The organism is Burkholderia torrens, assembly GCF_984668525.1.
The window spans coordinates 1762768-1783802 of the sequence record NZ_OZ480211.1 but is presented as its reverse complement, the minus strand read 5'-3'; the positions used below and the strand labels follow the sequence as shown (position 1 = coordinate 1783802).

The window sequence follows — 21035 nt, the reverse complement described above, 5'->3', positions numbered from 1 at the left end:
CGGTCAGGTTTGACGGGCGGCCGCCTGCGAAGCGGCCGCTGCCGGCGCCGCCTTCGACGGCGGTGCCTTCTCGACGGGCTTGACGGCCGTGTCGGGCGCGAACTGCGATGCGTCGTCGACGATCACGCGCTCGCCGCCCGCGAGGCCGCGCGTGATGCGCCAGTCATGGCCGCTCATTCGGTCGGCCGTGACCTCGACGTCCTTGACCTTGCCGTTCGTGCCGACCACGCGCACCGACGTACGGTCGGCCGTGCGCAGCAGCGCGTCGCGCGGCACGAGGATCGCGCGCTGGTCGACCGCCGCGTCGAGCGCGATCCGCACGTACGCACCCGGCAACAGCTCGCGTTCGGGGTTCGGGAACAGTGCGCGCATCGCGACGGTGTCGGTGGTCGGATCGACCGCGAGATCGCTGAACAGCAGCTTGCCCTTCAACGGATACGCGGTGCCGTCGGCGCGCAGCAGCGTCACCGCGACGTCGTGCTGCGCGATGCCCGTCGCGCGCCCGCTCTTCACCGCGCGGCGTAACGCGTCGACGTCGGCGGCCGGCTGCGAGAAGTTCACGTAGATCGGATCGAGCTGCTCGACGGTCGTGAGCGGCGTCGCCTGGTCCTGGCCGACGAGCGCGCCTTCGGTCACGAGCGCGCGTCGCGCACGCCCCGCGATCGGCGCGGTGACGGTTGCATAGTCGAGTTGCAGTTGCGCACGCGCGAGTTCGGCCTTCGCCGATGCCACCTCGGCCCTCGCCTGCGTATCGGCCGCAACGGCTTCGGTATGGTCGCGCTCGCTCACCGCGCGGTCGCGCACGAGGTCGTCGTAGCGGCGGCGCTTGTCGCTCGCCGCGAGCGCGGCGGCCTGCGCCTTCGCGAGCGCGCCCTGCGCGGCATCGCGTGCGGCATTCAGCGGCGCGGGATCGATGCGGAACAGCACCGCGCCCTGCTTCACTTCCTGGCCTTCCTCGTAGGTGCGCGCGGTGACGATGCCCGCGACCCGCGCGCGCACTTCCGCCTGCCGGTACGCGTCGAGCCGGCCCGGCAGTTCGACGGTCATTGGCACGGCCGTCGGACGCACCGTCACGACGGTGGCCTGCTTCGCGGTCTCCGGCGCGGCGTCCTTGTCGCCCTTTCCGCATCCGGCCACGGCCAGTACGGCCGCCAGCGCGAACGGCGCCAGCCGCAGGCGGCGCCACAGGGTGCGTTTGTTATTCATCTTCTGACCTCGGATCGTTCGCCGCCGATACAATGCGGCGGCTCAGGGTGGCCGATTATAATCAGTCACGACTGATTAAATACATGGGCTTTCAATCTGCCTGGCACACTGTCTCAATAAAACGACAGCGAACTGTAAGGAACTTCACGACATGGCCCGCAAGACCCGGGAAGAATCGCTCGCCATCAAGCACCGGATCCTCGACGCCGCCGAGCTCGTGCTGCTCGAGAAAGGCGTCGCGCAAACCGCGATGGCGGACCTCGCCGAGGCCGCCGGGATGTCGCGCGGCGCCGTCTACGGCCACTACCGCAACAAGATGGAAGTGTGTCTCGCGATGTGCGACCGCGCGTTCGCGCGCACGTCGGAAGGTTTCGACGCAGGAGACGGCCTGCCGCCGCTCGCCACGCTGCGGCGCGCCGCGTCACACTACCTGCAGGAATGCGGCGAGCCGGGCCCGATGCAGCGCGTGCTCGTGATCCTCTATACGAAGTGCGAGCAAAGCGAGGAAAACGGCGCGCTGCAGCGGCGCCGCATGCTGCTCGAACTGCAGATGCTGCGCATCACGAAGGCGCTGCTGCGCCGCGCGATCGCGGCCGGCGAACTCGTCGCCGATCTCGACGTGCACCTGGCCGCCGTCTATCTCGTGTCGCTGCTCGAAGGCGTGTTCGCGTCGATGATCTGGACCAACCGGCTGCGCGGCAACCTGTGGAACGACGCGGAAGCGATGCTCGACGCCGGTTTCGACACCGTCCGCACCTCCGCCGCGCTGCGCGGCCGCGCGCAAAAATTGCCAGACTGACGTAAAACGTCGTAACAAATGCTGATTTAACCCGATTTACCGCACTGCGAAACGAATGAGCTGACCCCCTTTAAAATTTTTAACGTTTCGCGGAACACCGGTAGACTGACGCTGTCATCTTTCTTTAGCGTCTTCGTGATAACCGGGTTCGACCCGGTATGCACGCCGCCGTTCGAAGCGGGCCCGCCCCGTGTGTTGGGTCGAACGGAAACGACACAGGCCCCTGGCGGGGCCTGTTTTGTTGCACGCCCGCCATCCGCCCCGTCGCCATTCGACGGATGAGCCGCCGGCGGCCCCTGCCCACACCCCTTTGAACCGCTTTCCTGGATGTGGACACCTTGGTCAAGTCTGCCGCTACCCCTGATGCTTTCGCGCCCGGCCGCGCGCAGCGCGTCGCGCGCGCGCTCGTGCCGGCCGCCGTGCTCGGCGCCCTCGCCGCATTCGGTCTCGCCGCTGCGCTGCCGGCCGTCTCGCAACTGCCGGGCGCCGTCGATTCCGGCACGGCCGCGCTGCCGCAGCGCGTGCTGTCCGACACGCCATTTCCCACCGCGCAGCATTTCGTGACGAGCGAACTCGCGCGCACGATCGGCGTGCGCGACGAGCACGTCGATCGCAACGACCGCAGCCCGCAACCGGGCCTGTTCGCCCCGCTCAGCGCGCACCGCAACGATATGCTCGGCTATGCGAGCCTGTTCCAGTTCGCGGCGCCCGAGAACCAGCACGGCATGCGCGCGGGCGGCATCGAGCTCACGCTGTCCGATACGCTGAACCGTCTCGACGTACCGCCCGAAGTGCGCATCCAGCTCGGCGATCTCGTCACCGGCAAGGTCGCGATGCGTACGACCGCGCAGCGCGGCGACTACTACCGCGTCGCGTTCGACACGAACAACGGCACGCCGCGCCTCACTGCGCTCGAGCTGCGCGTCGCCGGCCGCACGTTCGGCGCGATCTGGTTCCGCGCGCCGGGCGCCGAGCACGGCGCGTACTACGCGCTCGACGGCTCGCCGCTCGAAGCCGCGGCATTCACGATGCCGGTCAAGTGGACGCGCATCAGCTCGTTCTTCGGCGAGCGCATCCATCCGCTGTCGCAGGCGATGGCGTTCCATACGGGCGTCGATCTCGCCGCGCCGAGCGGCACGCCCGTCGACGCGGCCGCCGACGGCGTCGTGTCGTTCGTCGGCACCGATCCGGGCGGCTACGGCCGCTACGTGATCGTCGATCATGCGGATGGCTACTCGACCTACTACGCGCACCTGTCCGCGTTCGCACGCGGGCTCAAGACCGGTGAAACCGTGAAGCAGGGCCAGCGGATCGGCTCGGTCGGGATGACGGGCGCCGCCACGGGCCCGCACCTGCATTTCGAGGTGCGTGTCGCGAACGATCCGGTCGACCCGCTCGTCACGCTCGCCAGCGCGCAGACGGCGCTGTCCGACATGCAGCTCACCGCGTTCCGCCAGGAAGCCGCGCAATGGCGCTTCCGCCTCGCGTCGATCAATACGACGCCGTTCGCGTTCGCGCAGAACGACGGGCCGCTGTGGGGCGATTTCGCCACCGACGAGTCGACGCTGCGCGCGGTCTTCAACACGCACTACTCGGCGGAACGAAGCTGACTCCGAGGCACACAATCCTGGTTGCGGAAGAGTGTGCGGTCAAAATGCTCCGCTGCTCTTCTCTACACCGTCATCTGGTCACGGGCTTGAGCCAATGTTTTGGCGCAAGCCAAATTCAGACTGCGCCCGAGACCGCCGGTGGTTCGCGCTACCCCTCTTGGTCATAGCGCCGGCGCAATGCCGGGTCCCGTGTGATCCGCAACCGAAAACAGTTCGGGCACCATGCGCCACGATTGATCACCGTGTTAGGCATTGAGTTCCACACATGCCCGTGTGCGCACTGCCATGTCAATTTGACTCGATTGCCGTGATACTCGGTACTCAAGCATCGGCCACCGCGCGCCGCAGCAACCGCCTGCATGTCCTCTATCGTTCGGCGCTTCGCGAGATTGGCGCAATGCCGACACCATGCCCCGCCAAGCACTAAGTGCCCCCACGTCGTCCATTCATGTCCGCGTCCGCATCGGAATCGGTACTTCGAATTCGCCAGGCGATACTCCGTCGAGAGAAGCTGTCCGCCGCGCAGCGCCGCTGCGGCCTGCAATCGCCGAAGCCCGTTCGGATCGCGTTGCTGTTCTCCGTGTCTGACTCGAGCACAGTGCGGACACCATCCGCCGTCGACGACTCGGTAAGCCACTGCTTTCCATCGATGGCCTTCGGCACACTCCCATTCGTAATGCGCAGCGATACCGATGTACGTGTCAGTCAGACAACGACCGCCACGCTCCGTCGCCGCCTCATGAAGACGTTCCAAGCCATCGGAATGCAGGAGACACGCAGCCAACTCAACTTTTGCGCATCGTGGACATCCATGGCCGTCTAGAATCTTGCGAGCCTCGGTAGTCCATTCGTGTCCAGAACGACAGGTGAAATGTTGCCGCGCCGTTTGACCGAGATAGGTTCCCTCATGACAAACAAGACCGCGTTCACTCAGCAGTTCCCGAAAGCGGTCCTGCACGCGCACTTGCTCGCACTGAAGGCAAGTTATCGTGCCTCGCATCGCGACTGTGCCTATGCGCGTGAAGTTATGGCCCGATTCGCAGCGGAATTCGTAGTAGGACTTCAGCCCTCGCCATTCGAGCGTCAGAAGCGTAAGGCCCCGTTCGGCGGCAATCTCGATCATACGGGCATATGCAACATCTGGCTTGCGACGTGTGCGTGTCGCAGAAGTGCCTTGGCTCATCGTTGTCAGAACTGTGCAGTCACCTGAAAACCGAGCGTCACTCGCGCAGTCGGAAAACCCGACGGCTTGTAGACAGGCGTACCCGCGAAGAGATCGTACGCATAGGCTCCGAATCGCGTACCCACGCTCCCCTTTATGCCGATCACTGCGCCAGCCAACTGCGTCCCGACAAGAACGACAGGCTGCGGGCCCCATACGCGACCATAGTCGAGTCCCGCATAAACTGCCTGCCCTGTCTGCCCGATCGGCGCCTGCAATTCGTTTCGCCAGTAGAAGCCCCGTGCTGCGGCGAGCATCGTCTCGCCATCGAACCCGCGCACCGTATAGCGACTGCCAATCGTCAAGTCGTCGATGTAGTAAAGCGTGTTTCCGGTGTACTGACCGTGGAATGTGCCGACATAGCGGAATGGCTGCTTGCCGATCGCGAAGGGCACCGACAGGTTCGCGTCGAGCACCGCCATCTTGAAGCGATAGGTCGGCCCGCCTCCCGCCGCCAACATATCGTCCTGTGCGCCCAACCCACCGACACCTTGACGATATGCAAGTGAGCCGTCGAACTGCGCGCCGCCGAAGTAGTGACGATCGGTCAGGCCGAGTTCGATCATCGTGTTATTGCGGCGCTGCTGCGAGATCTCTGTATCTTCGATAAAGCTTTGTCCAAAACGGCGCGACAGGCGAACGTACGCGCCGAACACATCGTTCTGACTACGCGACAGCACGCGGGCCAGCTTGAAATCGACCGTCTTCGAATTGCCGCTCGCGACGAATGTCTGATTCACGCCCGCAATCTGCTGGTAGTACGTGTTCGTGTAAGCGGACAGCGTGGCCGTCCAGTAGCCCCACGGGATCGAATAGAAACCGTTCCAGCCGTGCGAGCCGAGGCGCTTGTCGTCAAATTCCAGATCCTGGCTCACGCCGATGTTGAAGATGTCGTTCAGGCCCAAAGGGTTGTCGATACCGAGCGCCAGATTGCCTTGCAGCTTGCCAGTCGCACGCGTGCCGGAGTTGTCGACGGACGCGACGACAGTCCACGGTTTGCCACGCTGCACGTCGAGTACGACATCGCTTTCGCCGGGCAGCTCGCCCGGAACGATTTGCATCGAAACGTCCTGGCTCGACACGCGTTTCATTTGCTCGAGGCCCTGTTCGAGATCGCGCAGGTTCAGCAGTTCGCCGTCGTCCGTTGGAAACGCGGTCTTCCACGTGCCGCGCAGTTTCTCGTCGGCGAAGCGCACGTGGCGGATCACCCCGGGGATCAGCGAAAACTTGAGGGTGCCGGTCGAAAGATCTTGTTCTGGCAGCAGCACGCGCGTCGTGACGTACCCGCGCGCCAGGATCGCTTGCGACAGGCCTTTGACCAACATGTCGAGCCCCTGTTTGCCGACACACTGGCCGGTGTAGTGCTCAAGCCATTCGCGCGCGAAGGCGAAGCGGTCCATCGGCAACGTCGACGCGCCCTGCGCCTTCGCTGCGCTGGGCAACGCGTCCGGTACGTCGAGAGCAAACCGGTCAACGCGAAAACACGGAGTTTCGGCCGGAATCGCGGGATATGCTTCGATGCGCGGCACCTCAGAACGAACCGAAGGCGCATGCACCGCGGCGTCGCGCTGCTGCGCATCGCGTTGCTGTTGCGCCTGGCGCTCCTGCTCCGCATTCGCGCGCGCAGCAGCGGCTTGGTCTGTCGGCGTCGGGGCTTGCTGCGCCTGCACGGCCACCGCCATTAAGGCGACGAAGGGCACGGCCGCCAGCTGTCTGGTTATTGTCATTTGATGGTTAGTTTTTTACTGGCCCTATACCGTGGCTATTTGGCCACTTTGCCGATCTCAATCGTAAACACAAGGCCTTCGAAATCCGGATCACCCATCCCGTCGCTGCAATGGAATGTGATATGCCGATCGTCTTTTTTCACCAACATTCCAGCATTTCCAATCCACGCATGCGAAACGTCATCACATTTCCAAACATTCCAAACTTTAAGAACGGCCTTCCCACCACCCTTAATCATGACATTCAGCAGAATATGTTTCGGGCCATGATCCGCCCATATAAAAAATCTGTCAGAATTTGATTGTTAATCTCAACACTACAATTCGATGCCTTTATATTCACGCCTTGAATTGTCGTTTTTTATTTGATAAAAATCAAGGGGCAGTACTGTTTCACCAGAAGATACGTCGATTTCATACAAACCGTATATCTCTCGACCGTCAACTTCAATTTTTGGTGCTCTAGCTTCTTGGAAACGCTGCGCTAATGAGAGGTTCGTCATGTCAATATCCCGGTCTGCGATACGGATCTACTTTTGCACGGTCTTGCGGCCACCGAGGCACGAATTCTTTCCCACCATCACGGGCGGGGGCGGGGACGGGCTCGTGACTCAGTTCGATCGGAATGTCATTCAAGACATCGATCGACTCTCCATCATCTCTATTGAAGTTGCGCCCCCGAAAATACAAACATGGCCTTACAATCATCTTCTACGGCAAGGCACTTTACCATCATTTGCCTCATCTAATGCCCTACTCACTCTCATCAATAGGATTTTCCTCCAAATATCTTTTAATATCAATTTCTGAAATTCCAGGCGCACCCGCGCTTAACCACCTATCGAATTCGTCAGGATATGATCTATACACCCTCCCGCCAGACGATTGAATCGATACATCCCCCCCAAATTCCGCTAAAAAACGCAGATGATGTACCACCATAATCCAAATTCGCTTGAGTTCAGGATCCTGCGGCACGCCACCAGACGCCTCGGAAAGATAACGCGACTCGCCCTCAACGAAGTCCAACATATCCTTCGCCCTTCCAGCGCTCAGCATTAGCCTTATAATTTCCACCTTTCCCATGATCATCTACCGATAGAATTTAACGTTATACCCATTGACCTCAACACCTTTAAATCCGAGAGAGCTCATCGATTTCCCTAGCGGAGTAGCCCAAACTGCTTGAACCGGCGAAATCCCAGAAGAGGTCGCCGAATTGTAAGCATCACGGTTTGCATTACCCAACTGAGCAGACACAGTTTTCACCTTGTCTGCCCCAACGGATTCTATCGCCTTGGAAATCATATCTGTTCCAACACCTCGCCCAGACACCGTAGTCCCATACCAGTCTATGTGAAAATTCCCATCTGGAGAGTAACGACCAATCAGATCACTTTGCGCAAACTTGCTGTCAACAACAGAGCCATTTTTATCAAACTTCTGTCTGGCGGATAACTCGACATCTACATAACCGCCATCCTTGGCTTCAACTTTCGTGTCAAAATTCAATCCTTCCTTACCGGATGACGATGATCCATTCGAGTGAAGGACATAGTCAACGAGCCCCTTCGCCTGATCCGGAATGATTTCCGTGATCCAGTCACTGATCTTCTTGGCATCAGGCAACGGCGAAATCAACGAACCCGGTTTGATACTCGGATCCAGCTCCGTTGCCGGATCAGCAATCACACCATCGCCCTTGCCTGTTGTCTCACCCTTATACCCCGGCAGCTTGAATCCAGCGAGCCAGCCTGGAACCGGCGCCATCGGTGAAATCTGATTGTTCTCCACCTCGATTTTGCCAGCACCGGTCGCCGTGGCTACATTCTGGCCCGACACGGCCGCGACGCCGGCAACCAGGCTGGCCACCAGATTGTCACGCGCTTCGCGCTCCGATGCCGACAAGTTCGTCGACGGCGCGAGCAGACTGCCGAGCACGGAGCTGGTCGCCGCGCCGATTGCGCCCGCACCGCAACTCTGGCTGCCGGCGGCCGCGCCGGCACACCCGACAATCGCATGAAGTGCTGCACGCGCTTCTTCGCTGCCGAGGTTGTCGGCAATCTGCTTTACCTGATTCGCACCGAGCTCTTGCAAATAGGCCACCGTGGCGTTCTGCGCGAATTGGCCCAGGCCACCTGTCACATTGCCGCCTGCGGCCACCGACAGGGCCGTAAGCACCTGACGATACGTGCCGCTCGGTCCCCAGTTGGCGTTCAGTTCATCGGCACGCTTTTGGGCGGCTGCCCGTTGTTCCGGCGTCAGATTCGGGTTGTTCGCAGCGGCCTTTGCCGCATCCGCTTCGGCCGCGCGATTCGCGACGAATGTTCCCGCCTGGTTGATGAACTGGCTCGTAATGTCGAAGCCGGCCTGAATCTTGTCCTTGTCAAAGATCGGGGCGAGCGCACCGCCGGTGTCCGACGTATCGCGATTGAGGCTGGCAACCGCTTCGGCCGCCGTCTGCCCCGTCAATTGCTCCTGTTTCGCCCCGTCGGTGATCGTGATGGTGCCACCGCTGATACTGCTCTTCGTCGTCGAATTTGCATCACCCGACGCGCTCAACGCTACCGGCGGCGCTATCTGGAATCCGCCATCGCCCTTTGGCAGCGACGTCCCCGGCACCGGATTCACGTTATCCGCCGTGCCTTTCTGATCCTTGCCGATGGTGCCGCCATAGCCGCCCGACAGTCCGACCGACGAGGCGTCGTACGATGCGTGGTTCTCGATGTCGCTATGGGTGAGGGTGCCGGTCATCAGTTTGTTCAGGTTCTCCTGCACGGCCTTGTCGCTGCTCGCGATCACACCACCTTTCAGATCGGTATTGCCCTTCACGTCGACCTGGAAGCCGCCATCGCCCGCCCTGATGCCCGATTGCTCGATCACGCTCGCGTAATCGCTGTTCATCTTCGTCTGGCCGACACTGCCCGCCACGCTCGACACGCACGGCGGCGGACAAACACTCACCGAAACGCCTGCATTCTGTTGTTTCGAGCCGTAATCGTCCTTGTCTTGCAGGCTCTCGATGTTCAGGCTGCCGCCGACATCGGCGACCACCTGCTTGCCCGACGCGACTGCACCCTTCAGATTCGTATCGCCGCCTGACTGGATCGCGAGCTGGTTGCCGGCGGTCACATGCGTGTTCGTCCATGTCGACGAATCGCCGTCCGCGTTGCCACGATTGCCGGCGACACCCGCCGTGAGCGCGACACCGGTCTTTGCACCGACAGTGAACGACACCCCGACCGAGGCACTCGATCCGCTATTCGTACTGTGCTGGCTGCTGGTGTTTTCCGCAGCCTGCAGATTCACGTTGCCTTCGGCCGCCAACTTCGCGTTGTTACCTGCCGAGATCGTGCTGCCGATCACGTCGATATTGCTGTCCTTGCCGGCACCCGCCGCCGAGATCGTCACATTGCGGCCAGCCGAGACGGTACTTCCCACCGCGGTGCTCGACTGAGCCTGCATTTGACTGTCGCTTTTGCTTGCCCCGACCGATACGTTGACCCCGACGCTCGTGGCTGCCTTCAGCGGATCACCGCCCATCTGCTTCAGCGAGTCATACGTATTCTTCGCCGCGAGCCCCGTCGTAGCCGCTGCCAGTGCAATCAAGCGCGGATCGCCGCCTACGCTCTGTGCCGCGTTCGTCATCTGCCGACCGGTCTGCACCGCCGCCACGACCGGATTCGTCACCCCCACCGTCACGCCGGCCTGACGGAACTGCTGTTGCTCCGCGAAGCTGGATGTATCCGTCGCGGCATCGATCTTGACCGTCTTGCCGGCCAAATTCACGTCGTTGCCCGCATGCAGGATGCTTCCGGTCGCGTGCAGATCGTTACCCGCACTCACGGTCAGGTTGCCGTTCAGTGCACCGATCGCACTGCCGTTGTTCGTGACCGATGAAGACTGCTGCTTGTCGGAGTTCGAACGCGAGCCGACGGATACCGACAGGCCGCCGTTCGACATCAGACCGGTTTCCTTCTTGTCGAAATAGGTCGACGATTGGATCGTGTCCTGCGAGGTCTTGATGTTCACGTCCCGCGCGGCAGACAGCGACACATCGTTTGTACCGACGATATTGCTGCCCGTCACGTTGATGTCCCGGCCGCTCGTGACCGTCACGCCATCCGCCGAAATCGTGCTGCCCTGGCTGTAGGTCGCAGTCTGATCGATCCCGCTCGCAACCTTCGACCCACTCACCACATTGCTGTGGCTGTGCGTTTCGTGCGAGTTCAGCTCATGCGTCTCGGTTGCCGCGCCGACATTCACATCGCCGGCCGCCAGCAGGTTCGCGTTGCCCTTGTCGAGGCCGATCGTGCTGCCGGACAACGTAATGTCCTTGCCCGACACGATATTCACCGTATCGCCGCCCTTGAGCGTCGTGCCTGTGAGCGCCTGATCGGACGTGTGCAGTGTCTCCGCGTAGCTGCCGTGACTGTCGCTGCCCGAACTGTTGCTGTTCACCGTCGATGTCGTGCTCGCCGCACCGAGCGTCACGTTGCCCTTGGCAGCGAGTGTCCCGCCCTGGCCGAGGTCGATCTGCGCGCCCTTTGCCGTCAGATCACCACCCACGACGACATTCGATTGTCCACCTACCGTCACCGAGCTACCGGTGACCTTGTTGATATCGGTATTCGACACGCCGTTCGCGCGCTGCACGATCTTGTGCTCGCCAGTCTGCGCCGCACCGAGATCCCAGTTGCCGCCGACGTTCATCCCGAGGTTGCCGCCGACCGACAAGTTGCCCGCGTTCTGCTGGAAGTTGCCGCCGGTGACGATCGATGCATTGCCCGCGACATCCAGTTTGGCGGTCGGCCCGAGCGTCGTCACCACGCTCGTCGCACCGTCGCGGCTCACTCGTGTGTTCGTCTTCGTCGCCGTATCGAGAATCAGGTCCTTGCCGGCGTCCAGTTGCAAACTGCCCGCCTTCACGTTCGCCGACGTCAGGTCGATGTTGTTCTCGGTCTTCAGCGCCATCAGCCCGCCGCTTTGCAGCGCGCCGAACGCATTGTCGATCTGCTTGCCCTGGATGGCCAGCGTGTCGTCCGCCTTGATCGTGCCGCTGTTCGTGAATGACTGCGCGTTCTGGAAATCGATGTTTGTCGCGCTGATCAGTGGGCCGTTGACATTCTGCTGGTTCGCCTGCGCGAGATACACGACCGGCACCAGCACCGACTGGCCGTCCACCACGCGCGTTTCCATCATGATCACGTTGCTGGTCAGCTTCGACACCTGCTCGGCCGACAGGCTCGCGCCCATCGGCAGATCGAGCGACTTCGACAGATCCGCGCCGGCCGCCATCAACGATTGATACATGGTCTGCAGGTCTGCGTACGGCCCGAGCACGGCCTTGCCGGTCAGCGCCGTGACTTCGTTGCGCACGAGTTGCTGCTCGTAGAAACCGTCGCCGAGCCGCTTCGGGATATGCGTGAGGTCGACGCCGAGCTGACCGAAGAAGTAGTCGCTGGAAATGAAATTCTTCTGGTTCGTGAACGCCGGATTCGTTTCGATCACGTAGCTCGCATTCGGCGCGGTCGTCGGCCGGTACAGCCCGCCCTGCGGAATCGTGAGGTTGTTCAGGACGTTCAGCGCCGTCGCGCTGGCGATGATCGGATCGACCGGCGCCGACGGACCGCCGTGCACCGACGACGCACCCGATTTCGCGCCGCTCGCGTTACCGCTCAGATTGGTGGGCGTGAGGCCCGGCACCGACTGCCCCGGCAGCAAGCCGAGCGACGGAATCGATGCGTTGCCCGCCGTGTTGCTGACGCTGACGCCCGTTCCCGAAATCGTGCCGTTGGAACTCAGCGTCGAAAAGTAGCCCGGCAGCGTGTAATCCTTGATCGATGCCGGCGCCGCCTGCGTATAGCCGCCCGGGCGCCCCGTCACGAACGGCGCGTTACCGAACGGCAGTTGCCAGTCGTGTTCGCTATTGTCGTAGTTGTTGTAGTGATACTGCCCCGAGTACGAGACCGTCACGCCCGGCAGTTTCTGGCCGGACGCCGCCCAGCCGTCGGCGTCGTAGTGCCCCGGCATCTTGACGTCGCCGACTGCGGCGATGTTGCTCCAGTAGTTTTGCAGCGTGCCGACCGATGACGCATCGATCTTGCCGCCCGACACGATCTGCGCGGCCGGGCTGATGTCCGTCACGGTCGTCGCCGTCGCGCTGTCAGCATAGTAGGTCGTGAACTGATACGTGCTGTTCCACTGACCACCGTGAGGCGGCTCGGTGTAGACACCCCCGATGCTGTCCGGATCCTTCACGCCGACTTGACCCGTGCGGCCGCTGATCGGAATACCGAACTGGCCGAGCAGCGATGGATCGATCGAGCTCGTCGAGGTCTTCATCACGCGGCGCGTGCTCGTCACCTTGTCCGCATGCAGTTCCATATCGCCTGCGGACTGAATCAGCGCGGACACGTTGTTGACCAGCGCGGCGTTCGTGTAATTGCCGCTGGCATCCTTGCCGCCAGCCAGCACGACCTTGCCCATGCCGAAGATGGCGGTCGTCGCCATCGAATCGGTCGCGGTCGTGTCATCGCGGTTCTCGATGTCGTGCGCGAGGATTTCGAGCGTGCCGTTGCTGTCTGAACCACCAATCAGCGCGGTCGGCCCGAGGTTCGAGATCGTGTTCGTCGCATTGAGCGAGGCACTGGCACCGACGAGCGCGCCGGTATTGATCAGGTTGGTCGATTGCGTGTGCAGCAAGCCGCCGGCAGTCAAGGCACCCACGTTGACGATGTTGCCCGCGTTGACGCTCAGGTTGTTGACCGACTGCAGGTTCGCGTTGTTCGTGAAGGTGCCGGGCAGCGTGAAGGCAAGATCGTGACCAACGTTGAACTGCGTATCGGATGCCGCCGTGTAATCGCCCTGCAGGTTCACGTTCGCATCATGCGCTGCGCTGTATGTGCCGCCACCCTGCAGCGTGGCCGCCGCGACCGACAAGTCGTGCGTCGAGCTGATCTGGCCGTTCGTATTCGTGATCGCGCTGGTCGTCGTGACGTCCACGTCGCCGTTCGAATTCGTGATATTGCCGATCGTGCCGCCGCTGTTGTCCAAGGTGTTGCCTTGAACATGCAGCGATGCGCCGCTGAGCTGACCGCCCTGCGTGTTGCTGATCGCCGCCGCGCTGACCGTCACATCGCCGTTGCCGGTAATCGCACCCATGCCCGCTACGCCGCCGGCGTGGCTGTTGGCGATCTGGCTACCGCCTAGCACCGTCATCTTGCCGGCACCGAGGTCGACAATGGCGCCGTCCGCGTTGTCGATCAAGGCCGATTGAATGGCGAGCGTGCTGGTGTCGCCCGCGACCGATTGCCCCGCCTGGATGTGGCCGTCTCGGTTTGACAGAGCGCCGCCGTTCTTCAACGACAGCGACGCGTCCGATCGCAGCAGGCCCTGCGCGTTGCTCACGTCACCCGCAATCGTGGCGTTGATCCCGCGCTGCGCGGCGAGGATACCGCTCGCGTTGTTCCAGGCGGCCGCGTTGACGATGGCCTGTCCCTTCGTCACGATGGTGCCCGACGCATTGTTCAGCGCGCTCGATCCATTGCCCGGCGCGATTGTCAGCGTGCCAGTGCCGGCATGCGTGATGGTGCCGCCCGCGTTATTCAGCTCGGCCGGCTCGAGCGTCAAATCCGTGGCGTTCGTCTGGATCACGCCGGCGGCCGAGTTATCGAGCGTGCCGCTGACGTTCATGCCCATCGCCGACGAACCGTACTGCGTGATGGTGCCGCCGTGGTTCACGAGGTTGGCGGCCGTCAGCGCAAGCTGATTGGCCTCGAGCTTGCCACCGCTGTTGTCCAGCGTCGAATCGGCGATGACCGACAGGTTCGGCGCAACGATCGAACCGCCCTGGTTCGTCATCGAGCCTGTGTGGATCGTCGCGTTCGTGCTGGCACCGATCTGGCCGCTGTCGTTCGCGAGCGTACCGCTGGTGATTCTTACGTCCGTGTTCGAAAGCAGCTTGCCGTTTGCGTTGTTCAGCGTGCCGCCAACGGTTGCCGTCAGTCCGTTCTGCGCGTTGATCGCGCCCGACGTGTTGTTCAGCACGCCGGCTTGCGCGACGACACGCCCGTTGCTCGCGATCGAACCGCCCACGTTCGACACAGAGCCTGTACCGCCGCCAAGCGTCAGTGTGCCGTTGCCGGCATGCGTGATCGTGCCGCCATCGTTGACGATCGACGCCGGCGCGAGCGTCAAGTCGGTACTGTTGCTTTGCAGCGTGCCGCCATTCGAGTTATCGAGCGTGCCCGACACGTTCACGCTCATCGCGCCGGCACCGGTCTGCGTGATCGTGCCGCCGTGGTTCACGAGGTCGGTCGCGTTCAACGACACCTGGCCCGCCTGCACGGTGCCCGCGCTGTTATCGAGCGTTGTTCCACTGACCATTGCCGTCTGGCCGACGATGGAGCCGCCGTTGTTGGTCAGGCGCGCGCCCGCATCGACTGCGACGTTTTGCGCAGCCTGCAGCGTGCCGCTGCCGTTGTCGACCGACTGGCCCGATACCCGCAGATTCGTGTTGGATGTGATCGCGCCGCGATTGACAACGTTTGCGCCGCGGACCGAAACATCGCCGTTGCCGCCGATAACACCGCCTTGCGCGCCATTCGCGGTGGTACCCACCGCATTGGTCAACTGGCCACTCGTCGTCACCGACAGGCCGTCGCCGTTGAGCGACGTGATCCGACCCGCCGTATTGTCCAGCGACGCACCGGCCACCGTCATGCCGGCCGCGCTTTGAAGGGTGCCCTGGTTGTTCGCGATGGTGCCGCCACGCACGTCAGCCGCGCTTTCGGAGATCAGTTCCCCGGACTGGTTGGCGATCTGGCCGGCGACGTTGACCGACAGCGGCCCCTGCGATGAAACCTTGCCGCTCTGGTTCGAGAGCGCACCACCGGTCAGCGTCGTGCTGCCGCCGCTCAACAGACTGCCGTGATCGTTGATCACGGTGCCCGACGCATTCGCCAGGATCGCGCCTTGCGCACTCGTCGTCGCGTTCGACAGGTTCACATCGCCGGCTGTCGCGTTCAGCGACAAATTGCCGTTCGCCGCTGTCTGGCTGCCGGCGAGACTCATGCTGCCGCCCGTCAGCGATGCATTGCTGCCCGCCACATTCTGGCCGGTTGCGGTGAGCTGGCCCGACGCCGTCAGGTTCAGGTCGCCGCTGTGCGTGACGGAACCGTCGTTGTTCACGCCAGCGCCGAGCGTGCCGGTCGAGTTGACGCTGCCAGCGTTGACCGTTGTATTTTGCTGCGCTGCGAGCGTGCCGGTGTTCGTAAGATCGGCGCTTGTGCTGGCCGACAGCGATTGCTGCGCATACGTCGTGCCGCTGTTCTGGATACCGCCGGAGGCCGACAGCGCGAGGTTACCGCTCGCGGTCGTCTTGCCCGTGAGCACGAGCCGGCCGTCCGACTGCAACGTCAGATCGCCTGCCTGCGCCGCGATCGTCCCGGCGTTCGCGACACCCACGCCTGCGGAGTTGCCAACCAAAAACACCCTGTTGGCATACATGCCACCCAACTGAGCCACGTCGATCGCGACAGCGGGCGCAGGACCGTCACCGGCGATCTTCGTCGCGACAAGCGTGTCGTGATTAACCTGATTCGTACCGGCGATTACATTAAGATTCTTCGCATAGATCGCGGCATTAGCCTGTACAGCGCGAGCGATGATGTCAGTCTGATCGACACTCGAAGTATCGAGGCCCGCACCTTGCACGGTTACAAGGCCACGATTGACATTGAAGCCCGTCAGCGATCCGTCCGCGCCAAACTGCGGCACGCCCGTTGTCAGGACCGCCCGCGAGGTATTGATGAACCCGCCACCGTCCACGACGATACCGGCGGGGTTGGCCAGCACGATCTCCGCGCGGCTGCCCGCGATCTCCACATACCCCTTGATCTGACTGGCCGCGGTGCTGTTGACCTGGTTGACGATGATGCGCGCCGCTTGCCCCGCACTCAGGTTCGGGTTGCCGTTGATATAGCCGGCCTGCTGCGTGTTGACGATCGTCGGCGAGTTGTTCAGGATCGCGCCAGCATGCGACACGTCGAACTGGTTGTAGGTGTTCAGCGAAACGCCCGCGCCGCCCGGCTTGTTGATATTCACTTGCGGCAGGCCGTTGGGCGTCTGGATTACCGATGGTGCATTCGGCCCCGCTCCGACGATTTGTGCGTGCACCCACATCGGTATCGCGCCCGCGGCAATCAGCGCAGCAAATACCGCAAAACGTAACGCGAACTGCGTCACTACATGCACACCGCTGCGATCGAGGGTACGCCGCGTTTCACCTGCGCTTGCTTTCCCCGCTGAGCTGGCCGTTTCTTCCACTGCGACCAACATACCGTGCACGCGGCTGAACACCAGCCGATAATGGTTTTTGTTCATAACCCAGGTCTACTCGCGATTTTTGTTCGAATTGCTCTCACGACCTCGAACATCGCATGGAATCTAATTGAAACCGTGGCAAGGCAGCGTCAAAGAGTGTCAATCGTTGCAGAGATGCGACGGACGAAACAACTCGATATATCGCTCGCTTACTGCCACGCCAATCCGACTATCTTGATATTTTGGATAACGACATATTCCGTCGACTACTAATATCGTCGGTATTGTTAATGGCAATCCGCGCGAATCTTACCTCACGCATCATCTCAAAAAAATCCCTGACAGAATTGCGAGGTCGAATCGGCACGCGCCCCGTAATCAGATCGTTTTTAACTGCATACAGGGGGTTACATCATCGCAAGGATTTGATCCGTTCGACCGCCGTGCCCTCAATGCTCCGCTCCCTCGGGCGCCGCGTCAGCAGCCAGCGCGCCGCGCCGTCGAGCGACGTGCACAGCACCAGGTAGATCACGGCGACGAACAGGAAGATCGGCGCCGGATACACCATCAGCCGGTTGTTCACCTGCGTCGCGACGAACGACAGTTCCGGCACGCCGACGATATACGCGAGCGACGTGTCCTTCACGAGCGCGACCCACTGGTTGACGAACGACGGCGTCATGATCCGGATCGCCTGCGGCAGCAGCACGTAGCGCACCGTCTGCCAGTGCGTGAGCCCGAGCGACAGCCCGGCCTGCCATTGCCCGTCACCTGCCGCGACGATGCCCGCGTGCACCGCATGCGCGAGATACGCGCCGCCGATCAGCGCGAGCGCGCAGACGACCGTCGCGAGTCCCGGCACATCCATGTGCAGCAGCACGGGCATCAGGAAATACGTCCAGAAGATCAGCATCAGCACCGGAATCGCGCGGAAGAAGCCGATGAACGCGAGCAGCAGCACGCGCACCGGCCCGCGTGCGAGCGCCATCGCGACACCGAGCGCCACGCCGAGCACGGCCGACGCGACAGCGGACGCAATCGCCAGCACCAGCGACAGCGCGGCGCCGCCGAGCGGGCCGTCCGGGAACGCACCGACGAGCAGATATGGCAGATTGGAGAACAGCAGCGAAAGGTCCATCGTCAGCGCCCTGCTCCTAGCCGGTCGCGCCATTGCGTGGCCGCGTACGCACCGGCCTCGATCGCGGCCACCGCCGCGACGTACAGCAAGGTCGCGACGCCGAATGCGGCGAACGTCTTGAACGTCTCGGTCTCGACCTGCCGCGATGCATACGACAGTTCGGCAACGCCGATCGCCATCGCGAGCGACGAGTTCTTCACGAGATTCATGTACTGGCCGAACAGCGGCGGCAGCGCGATCCGCACGGCCTGCGGCAGCACCACGTAGCGCAGCGACTGCATCGGCGTGAGGCCGAGCGCCGCCGCCGCGTCATGCTGCGCGCGACGCACGCCGCGCAGGCCGGCCTCGCACTCCTCGGCGACGAACGCGGCCGTGTATGCGCTCAACCCGACCCAGCCGGCGACGAATTCGAACGACGGCCACGCGAGCGTGACCGGGCCTGCGCTCACGGCATGGCGCGCATTCAGCCACGCGATCCACGTGTCGGGCAGCAATGACGCAACGCCGAAATACCAGAACAGCAACTGCACGAGCAGCGGCGTGTTGCGGAACGCGACGACGTACGCGGCGGCGGCCGCGCGCGGTGCCCTGCCGCGCGCATGCCGCATGACGGCAAGCAGCAGTCCGCCGACGGTCGCGGCGATCGCCGCCGCGGCCGCGAGGCCGAGTGTCAGCAGGAAGCCCTGCCAGAGCCAGGACAGATATTTGGGAGCCAACCCGAGCATGCTGGGGTGCGCGCGCGAAGCACGCGATCGGAAGAAAACGGAAAGCGCCGCGCAGCCGGTGTTCCGGCCGGTCGCGGCGCGCGTGCGGCACAGGTCAGGTCTTGTCGCCGATGCGGAAGATGCGCGTGAGCGGCGTCTTCGTCGTCGGCCCGAACCATGCGTCGTAGATCTGCGTGGCGCGGCCGTTCGCTTCGAGGCCCTTCAGCGTGTCGTTGACGAAGCCGAGCAGGCGCGTTTCGCCCTTCGGCACGCCGACGCCCATGTAGTCGTTCGAGATCGTGAACGCCGGGATCTCGTAGTTCTGCTTGTCGGGCACGTTCGCAAGCAGGCCGATCAGCTTCGGGCCGTCCTGCGTGATCGCCTGCACGTTGCCGGCGCGCAGCGCGGCGAACGCGAACGGCGTGTCGTCGTACGCGACGATCGTCGCCTTCGGGAATTTCTCGCGCAGCGTGATCTCGTTGGTCGTACCCTTGTCTGCGCCGACGCGCAGCCCGTTCAGCTGGTCGGCCGATTTCAGCACGCCCTTCTTCGCGAGAAACTGCTGGCCCGACGAGAAGTACGGAATGCTGAAGTCGACCTGCTTCGCACGCTCGTCGGTGATCGTGAAGTTCGCGAGCACGAGGTCGACCTTGCCCGACGTCAGGAACGGAATGCGGTTCGCGGGATTGGTCGGCTGCAGTTGCAGCTTCACGCCGAGCTTGTCGGCGAGCGCCTTCGCGTAGTCGACGTCGAGGCCGACGATGTGGTTGTTCTTCGCATCGACATAGCCGAACGGCGGGTTGCTGTCGAACGTCGCGACGCGCAGCACGCCGGCCTTCTTGATGTCGTCGAGCCGGTCCGCATGCGCGACGGTGCCTGCGGTGATGAGCGCGGCCCCGACGAGCCACGTAGCGAGAGTGTGGAATTTCATGAGCACGACCTGAATTTGTTATGAAGGCCGCCGCGGATCGCGCGGCGGCCCGGTTCGAAGAACATCGCGACGAGGTGTGCCGTCGCGAAGCCGCTAACGTATCAGCGCGTGCGGCGAATCCGAACCAACAAATGGTGCTTTGCTCTGCGGGTTTCGTGATGAGGCCGGGCCGCCGTGCCGACTTCACGGAAACGTAAACGAAAACTCCGCTCCGCCGTCCGCCTTGCCCGGTCGCAATTCGTCGTCGGTGCCGGTCCGGATGTATTGGGCGCTCAACGGTATCTCCGCCATGTCGCCGATACGCCGCATCGGATATTCGACGGCGGTGCCGGGCTCGCCATATGCAATGCGTTTGCCGGTCAATCCGTTCGTCATCACGATGTTGAATCCGCGTGCGACCGCCTTCCCCTTCGGCGCACTCAATTGCAGCAGCGTGTTGTCCGCATTCGGCTGCGCGGCCTTGTCGCGGAAGCTGATCGACGGCTTCGCGGATGCCGCGCACTGGTTGAGTGCGATCTTGAAATCGACCGGTGCGGACGTCGAGTGCATGCCGCGGAAACGGTCGATCGAGAAATTGCCGAGCGTCACCGGTACGATCATGTTCGACTCGATCTCGCAGCGGTTTGGCACCGCGATCTCGCACTCGGTGCCGATGCAGACGTTCCCGACGCCGACATAAGTCTTCTGTTGCTTGCACAGATTCGGCGGCATCGTCGCCTGCGGTACCATCACGTCACTACCCAGCGACGCGTCGCCTTTCGGCATATCGATCGCATACAGCGCAACGCTCGGATTACCCGGCAAGTTCTTGACGATCAGCTTGCCTGGCGGCAACTCCGAGACAGGTGCGTCGAGTACCAGATACTGCCGGAAGCGGGCGACCCGGGTGTCCTTGTCGGACGGGCCTCCGCCGGGGTCGATGACCTCTTGCACGGTGACCGCCATCGGATTGACGCTTTGCTGCAGCACGTATTCGACACCCTCGCCGGAAACACCCGCCCATTTGAAACCGATGCCGGGCACGTTGGTGCGCGCCATGCCGTTCGACACGATGGCACCGCCCCGCCAATGTCCGGCACTCACGAGTTCGTGCTTCACGGCGCTTCCGCCGTATTTGAACGACACGAACAACGAGATGGTGCGCTGATACAGCGTCGAACCGACCGGCGTCGCACTCGTCAACGGCGTCACCATTCGCCACGCCGAGGCTTCGACGTTGCTGAACGTACAATCCAGCGCCATCGACCCGCCTTGCGCCCCCAGCGCGCCACATGCGTGCACCAGGCATCCGGCCATCGCCAATCGGCGCATTGCCGCCCCGGCCCACGCGGGCGTGCACCACTGAATCCTCTTCATGCTGTCTCCCGTCGAA

The 21035-nt window shown here is 62.7% G+C and carries 11 protein-coding genes; 2 read left to right on the top strand and 9 right to left on the bottom strand.

Features of this window, described 5'->3' with window-relative positions; translation table 11 throughout:
- Window positions 1–3: 3 nt before the first annotated feature.
- A complete protein-coding gene (locus AC5LXX_RS08215; protein WP_493409141.1) occupies window positions 4–1206 on the bottom strand; it encodes a MexX/AxyX family multidrug efflux RND transporter periplasmic adaptor subunit in 1203 nt (400 codons plus the stop codon).
- A 151-nt stretch (window positions 1207–1357) separates the two neighbouring features.
- Here AC5LXX_RS08215 and AC5LXX_RS08210 point away from each other — a divergent pair, with 151 nt between their 5' ends.
- Window positions 1358–2005 carry a TetR family transcriptional regulator gene (locus tag AC5LXX_RS08210; RefSeq protein ID WP_493409140.1) on the top strand — a complete coding sequence of 216 codons (648 nt, stop codon included), beginning with the start codon at window positions 1358–1360 and terminating at the stop codon, window positions 2003–2005.
- A 338-nt stretch (window positions 2006–2343) separates the two neighbouring features.
- On the top strand, window positions 2344–3615 hold the full coding sequence (locus AC5LXX_RS08205; protein WP_493409139.1) for a M23 family metallopeptidase: 1272 nt from the start codon (window positions 2344–2346) through the stop codon (window positions 3613–3615).
- A 1188-nt stretch (window positions 3616–4803) separates the two neighbouring features.
- Here AC5LXX_RS08205 and AC5LXX_RS08200 read toward each other — a convergent pair.
- From AC5LXX_RS08200 to AC5LXX_RS08165, 8 genes are all read right to left on the bottom strand, one after another.
- The gene (locus AC5LXX_RS08200; protein WP_493411101.1) at window positions 4804–6519 is read right to left on the bottom strand and encodes a ShlB/FhaC/HecB family hemolysin secretion/activation protein; all 1716 of its coding nucleotides are present in this window, start codon (window positions 6517–6519) and stop codon (window positions 4804–4806) included.
- A 362-nt stretch (window positions 6520–6881) separates the two neighbouring features.
- On the bottom strand, window positions 6882–7067 hold the full coding sequence (locus tag AC5LXX_RS08195; protein WP_493409138.1) for a hypothetical protein: 186 nt from the start codon (window positions 7065–7067) through the stop codon (window positions 6882–6884).
- A gap of 250 nt (window positions 7068–7317) precedes the next feature.
- Window positions 7318–7650, bottom strand: coding sequence for a hypothetical protein (locus AC5LXX_RS08190; RefSeq protein WP_131945816.1), 333 nt, complete (start codon window positions 7648–7650; stop codon window positions 7318–7320).
- A gap of 6 nt (window positions 7651–7656) precedes the next feature.
- Window positions 7657–16950 (bottom strand): hemagglutinin repeat-containing protein, encoded by a 9294-nt coding sequence (locus AC5LXX_RS08185; RefSeq protein ID WP_493409137.1) that lies wholly within the window; start codon window positions 16948–16950, stop codon window positions 7657–7659.
- 352 nt (window positions 16951–17302) lie between these two features.
- Window positions 17303–18028 (bottom strand): amino acid ABC transporter permease, encoded by a 726-nt coding sequence (locus AC5LXX_RS08180; protein WP_493409136.1) that lies wholly within the window; start codon window positions 18026–18028, stop codon window positions 17303–17305.
- Between the two features lie 2 nt (window positions 18029–18030).
- Window positions 18031–18753, bottom strand: a complete 723-nt coding sequence (locus tag AC5LXX_RS08175; RefSeq protein ID WP_493403076.1) for an amino acid ABC transporter permease — start codon at window positions 18751–18753, stop codon at window positions 18031–18033.
- A 94-nt stretch (window positions 18754–18847) separates the two neighbouring features.
- On the bottom strand, window positions 18848–19663 hold the full coding sequence (locus AC5LXX_RS08170; protein WP_034186939.1) for an ABC transporter substrate-binding protein: 816 nt from the start codon (window positions 19661–19663) through the stop codon (window positions 18848–18850).
- Between the two features lie 183 nt (window positions 19664–19846).
- Window positions 19847–21019 (bottom strand): fimbrial protein, encoded by a 1173-nt coding sequence (locus tag AC5LXX_RS08165; RefSeq protein ID WP_493409135.1) that lies wholly within the window; start codon window positions 21017–21019, stop codon window positions 19847–19849.
- Window positions 21020–21035 lie beyond the last annotated feature (16 nt).

Coding starts and splice junctions, on each gene's coding strand:
- AC5LXX_RS08215 (WP_493409141.1), bottom strand. CDS start 1,206: ATGAATAACAAACGCACCCTGTGGCGCCGCCTGCGGCTGGCGCCGTTC.
- AC5LXX_RS08210 (WP_493409140.1), top strand. CDS start 1,358: ATGGCCCGCAAGACCCGGGAAGAATCGCTCGCCATCAAGCACCGGATC.
- AC5LXX_RS08200 (WP_493411101.1), bottom strand. CDS start 6,519: ATGGCGGTGGCCGTGCAGGCGCAGCAAGCCCCGACGCCGACAGACCAA.
- AC5LXX_RS08195 (WP_493409138.1), bottom strand. CDS start 7,067: ATGACGAACCTCTCATTAGCGCAGCGTTTCCAAGAAGCTAGAGCACCA.
- AC5LXX_RS08190 (WP_131945816.1), bottom strand. CDS start 7,650: ATGGGAAAGGTGGAAATTATAAGGCTAATGCTGAGCGCTGGAAGGGCG.
- AC5LXX_RS08185 (WP_493409137.1), bottom strand. CDS start 16,950: ATGAACAAAAACCATTATCGGCTGGTGTTCAGCCGCGTGCACGGTATG.
- AC5LXX_RS08180 (WP_493409136.1), bottom strand. CDS start 18,028: ATGGACCTTTCGCTGCTGTTCTCCAATCTGCCATATCTGCTCGTCGGT.
- AC5LXX_RS08175 (WP_493403076.1), bottom strand. CDS start 18,753: ATGCTCGGGTTGGCTCCCAAATATCTGTCCTGGCTCTGGCAGGGCTTC.
- AC5LXX_RS08170 (WP_034186939.1), bottom strand. CDS start 19,663: ATGAAATTCCACACTCTCGCTACGTGGCTCGTCGGGGCCGCGCTCATC.
- AC5LXX_RS08165 (WP_493409135.1), bottom strand. CDS start 21,019: ATGAAGAGGATTCAGTGGTGCACGCCCGCGTGGGCCGGGGCGGCAATG.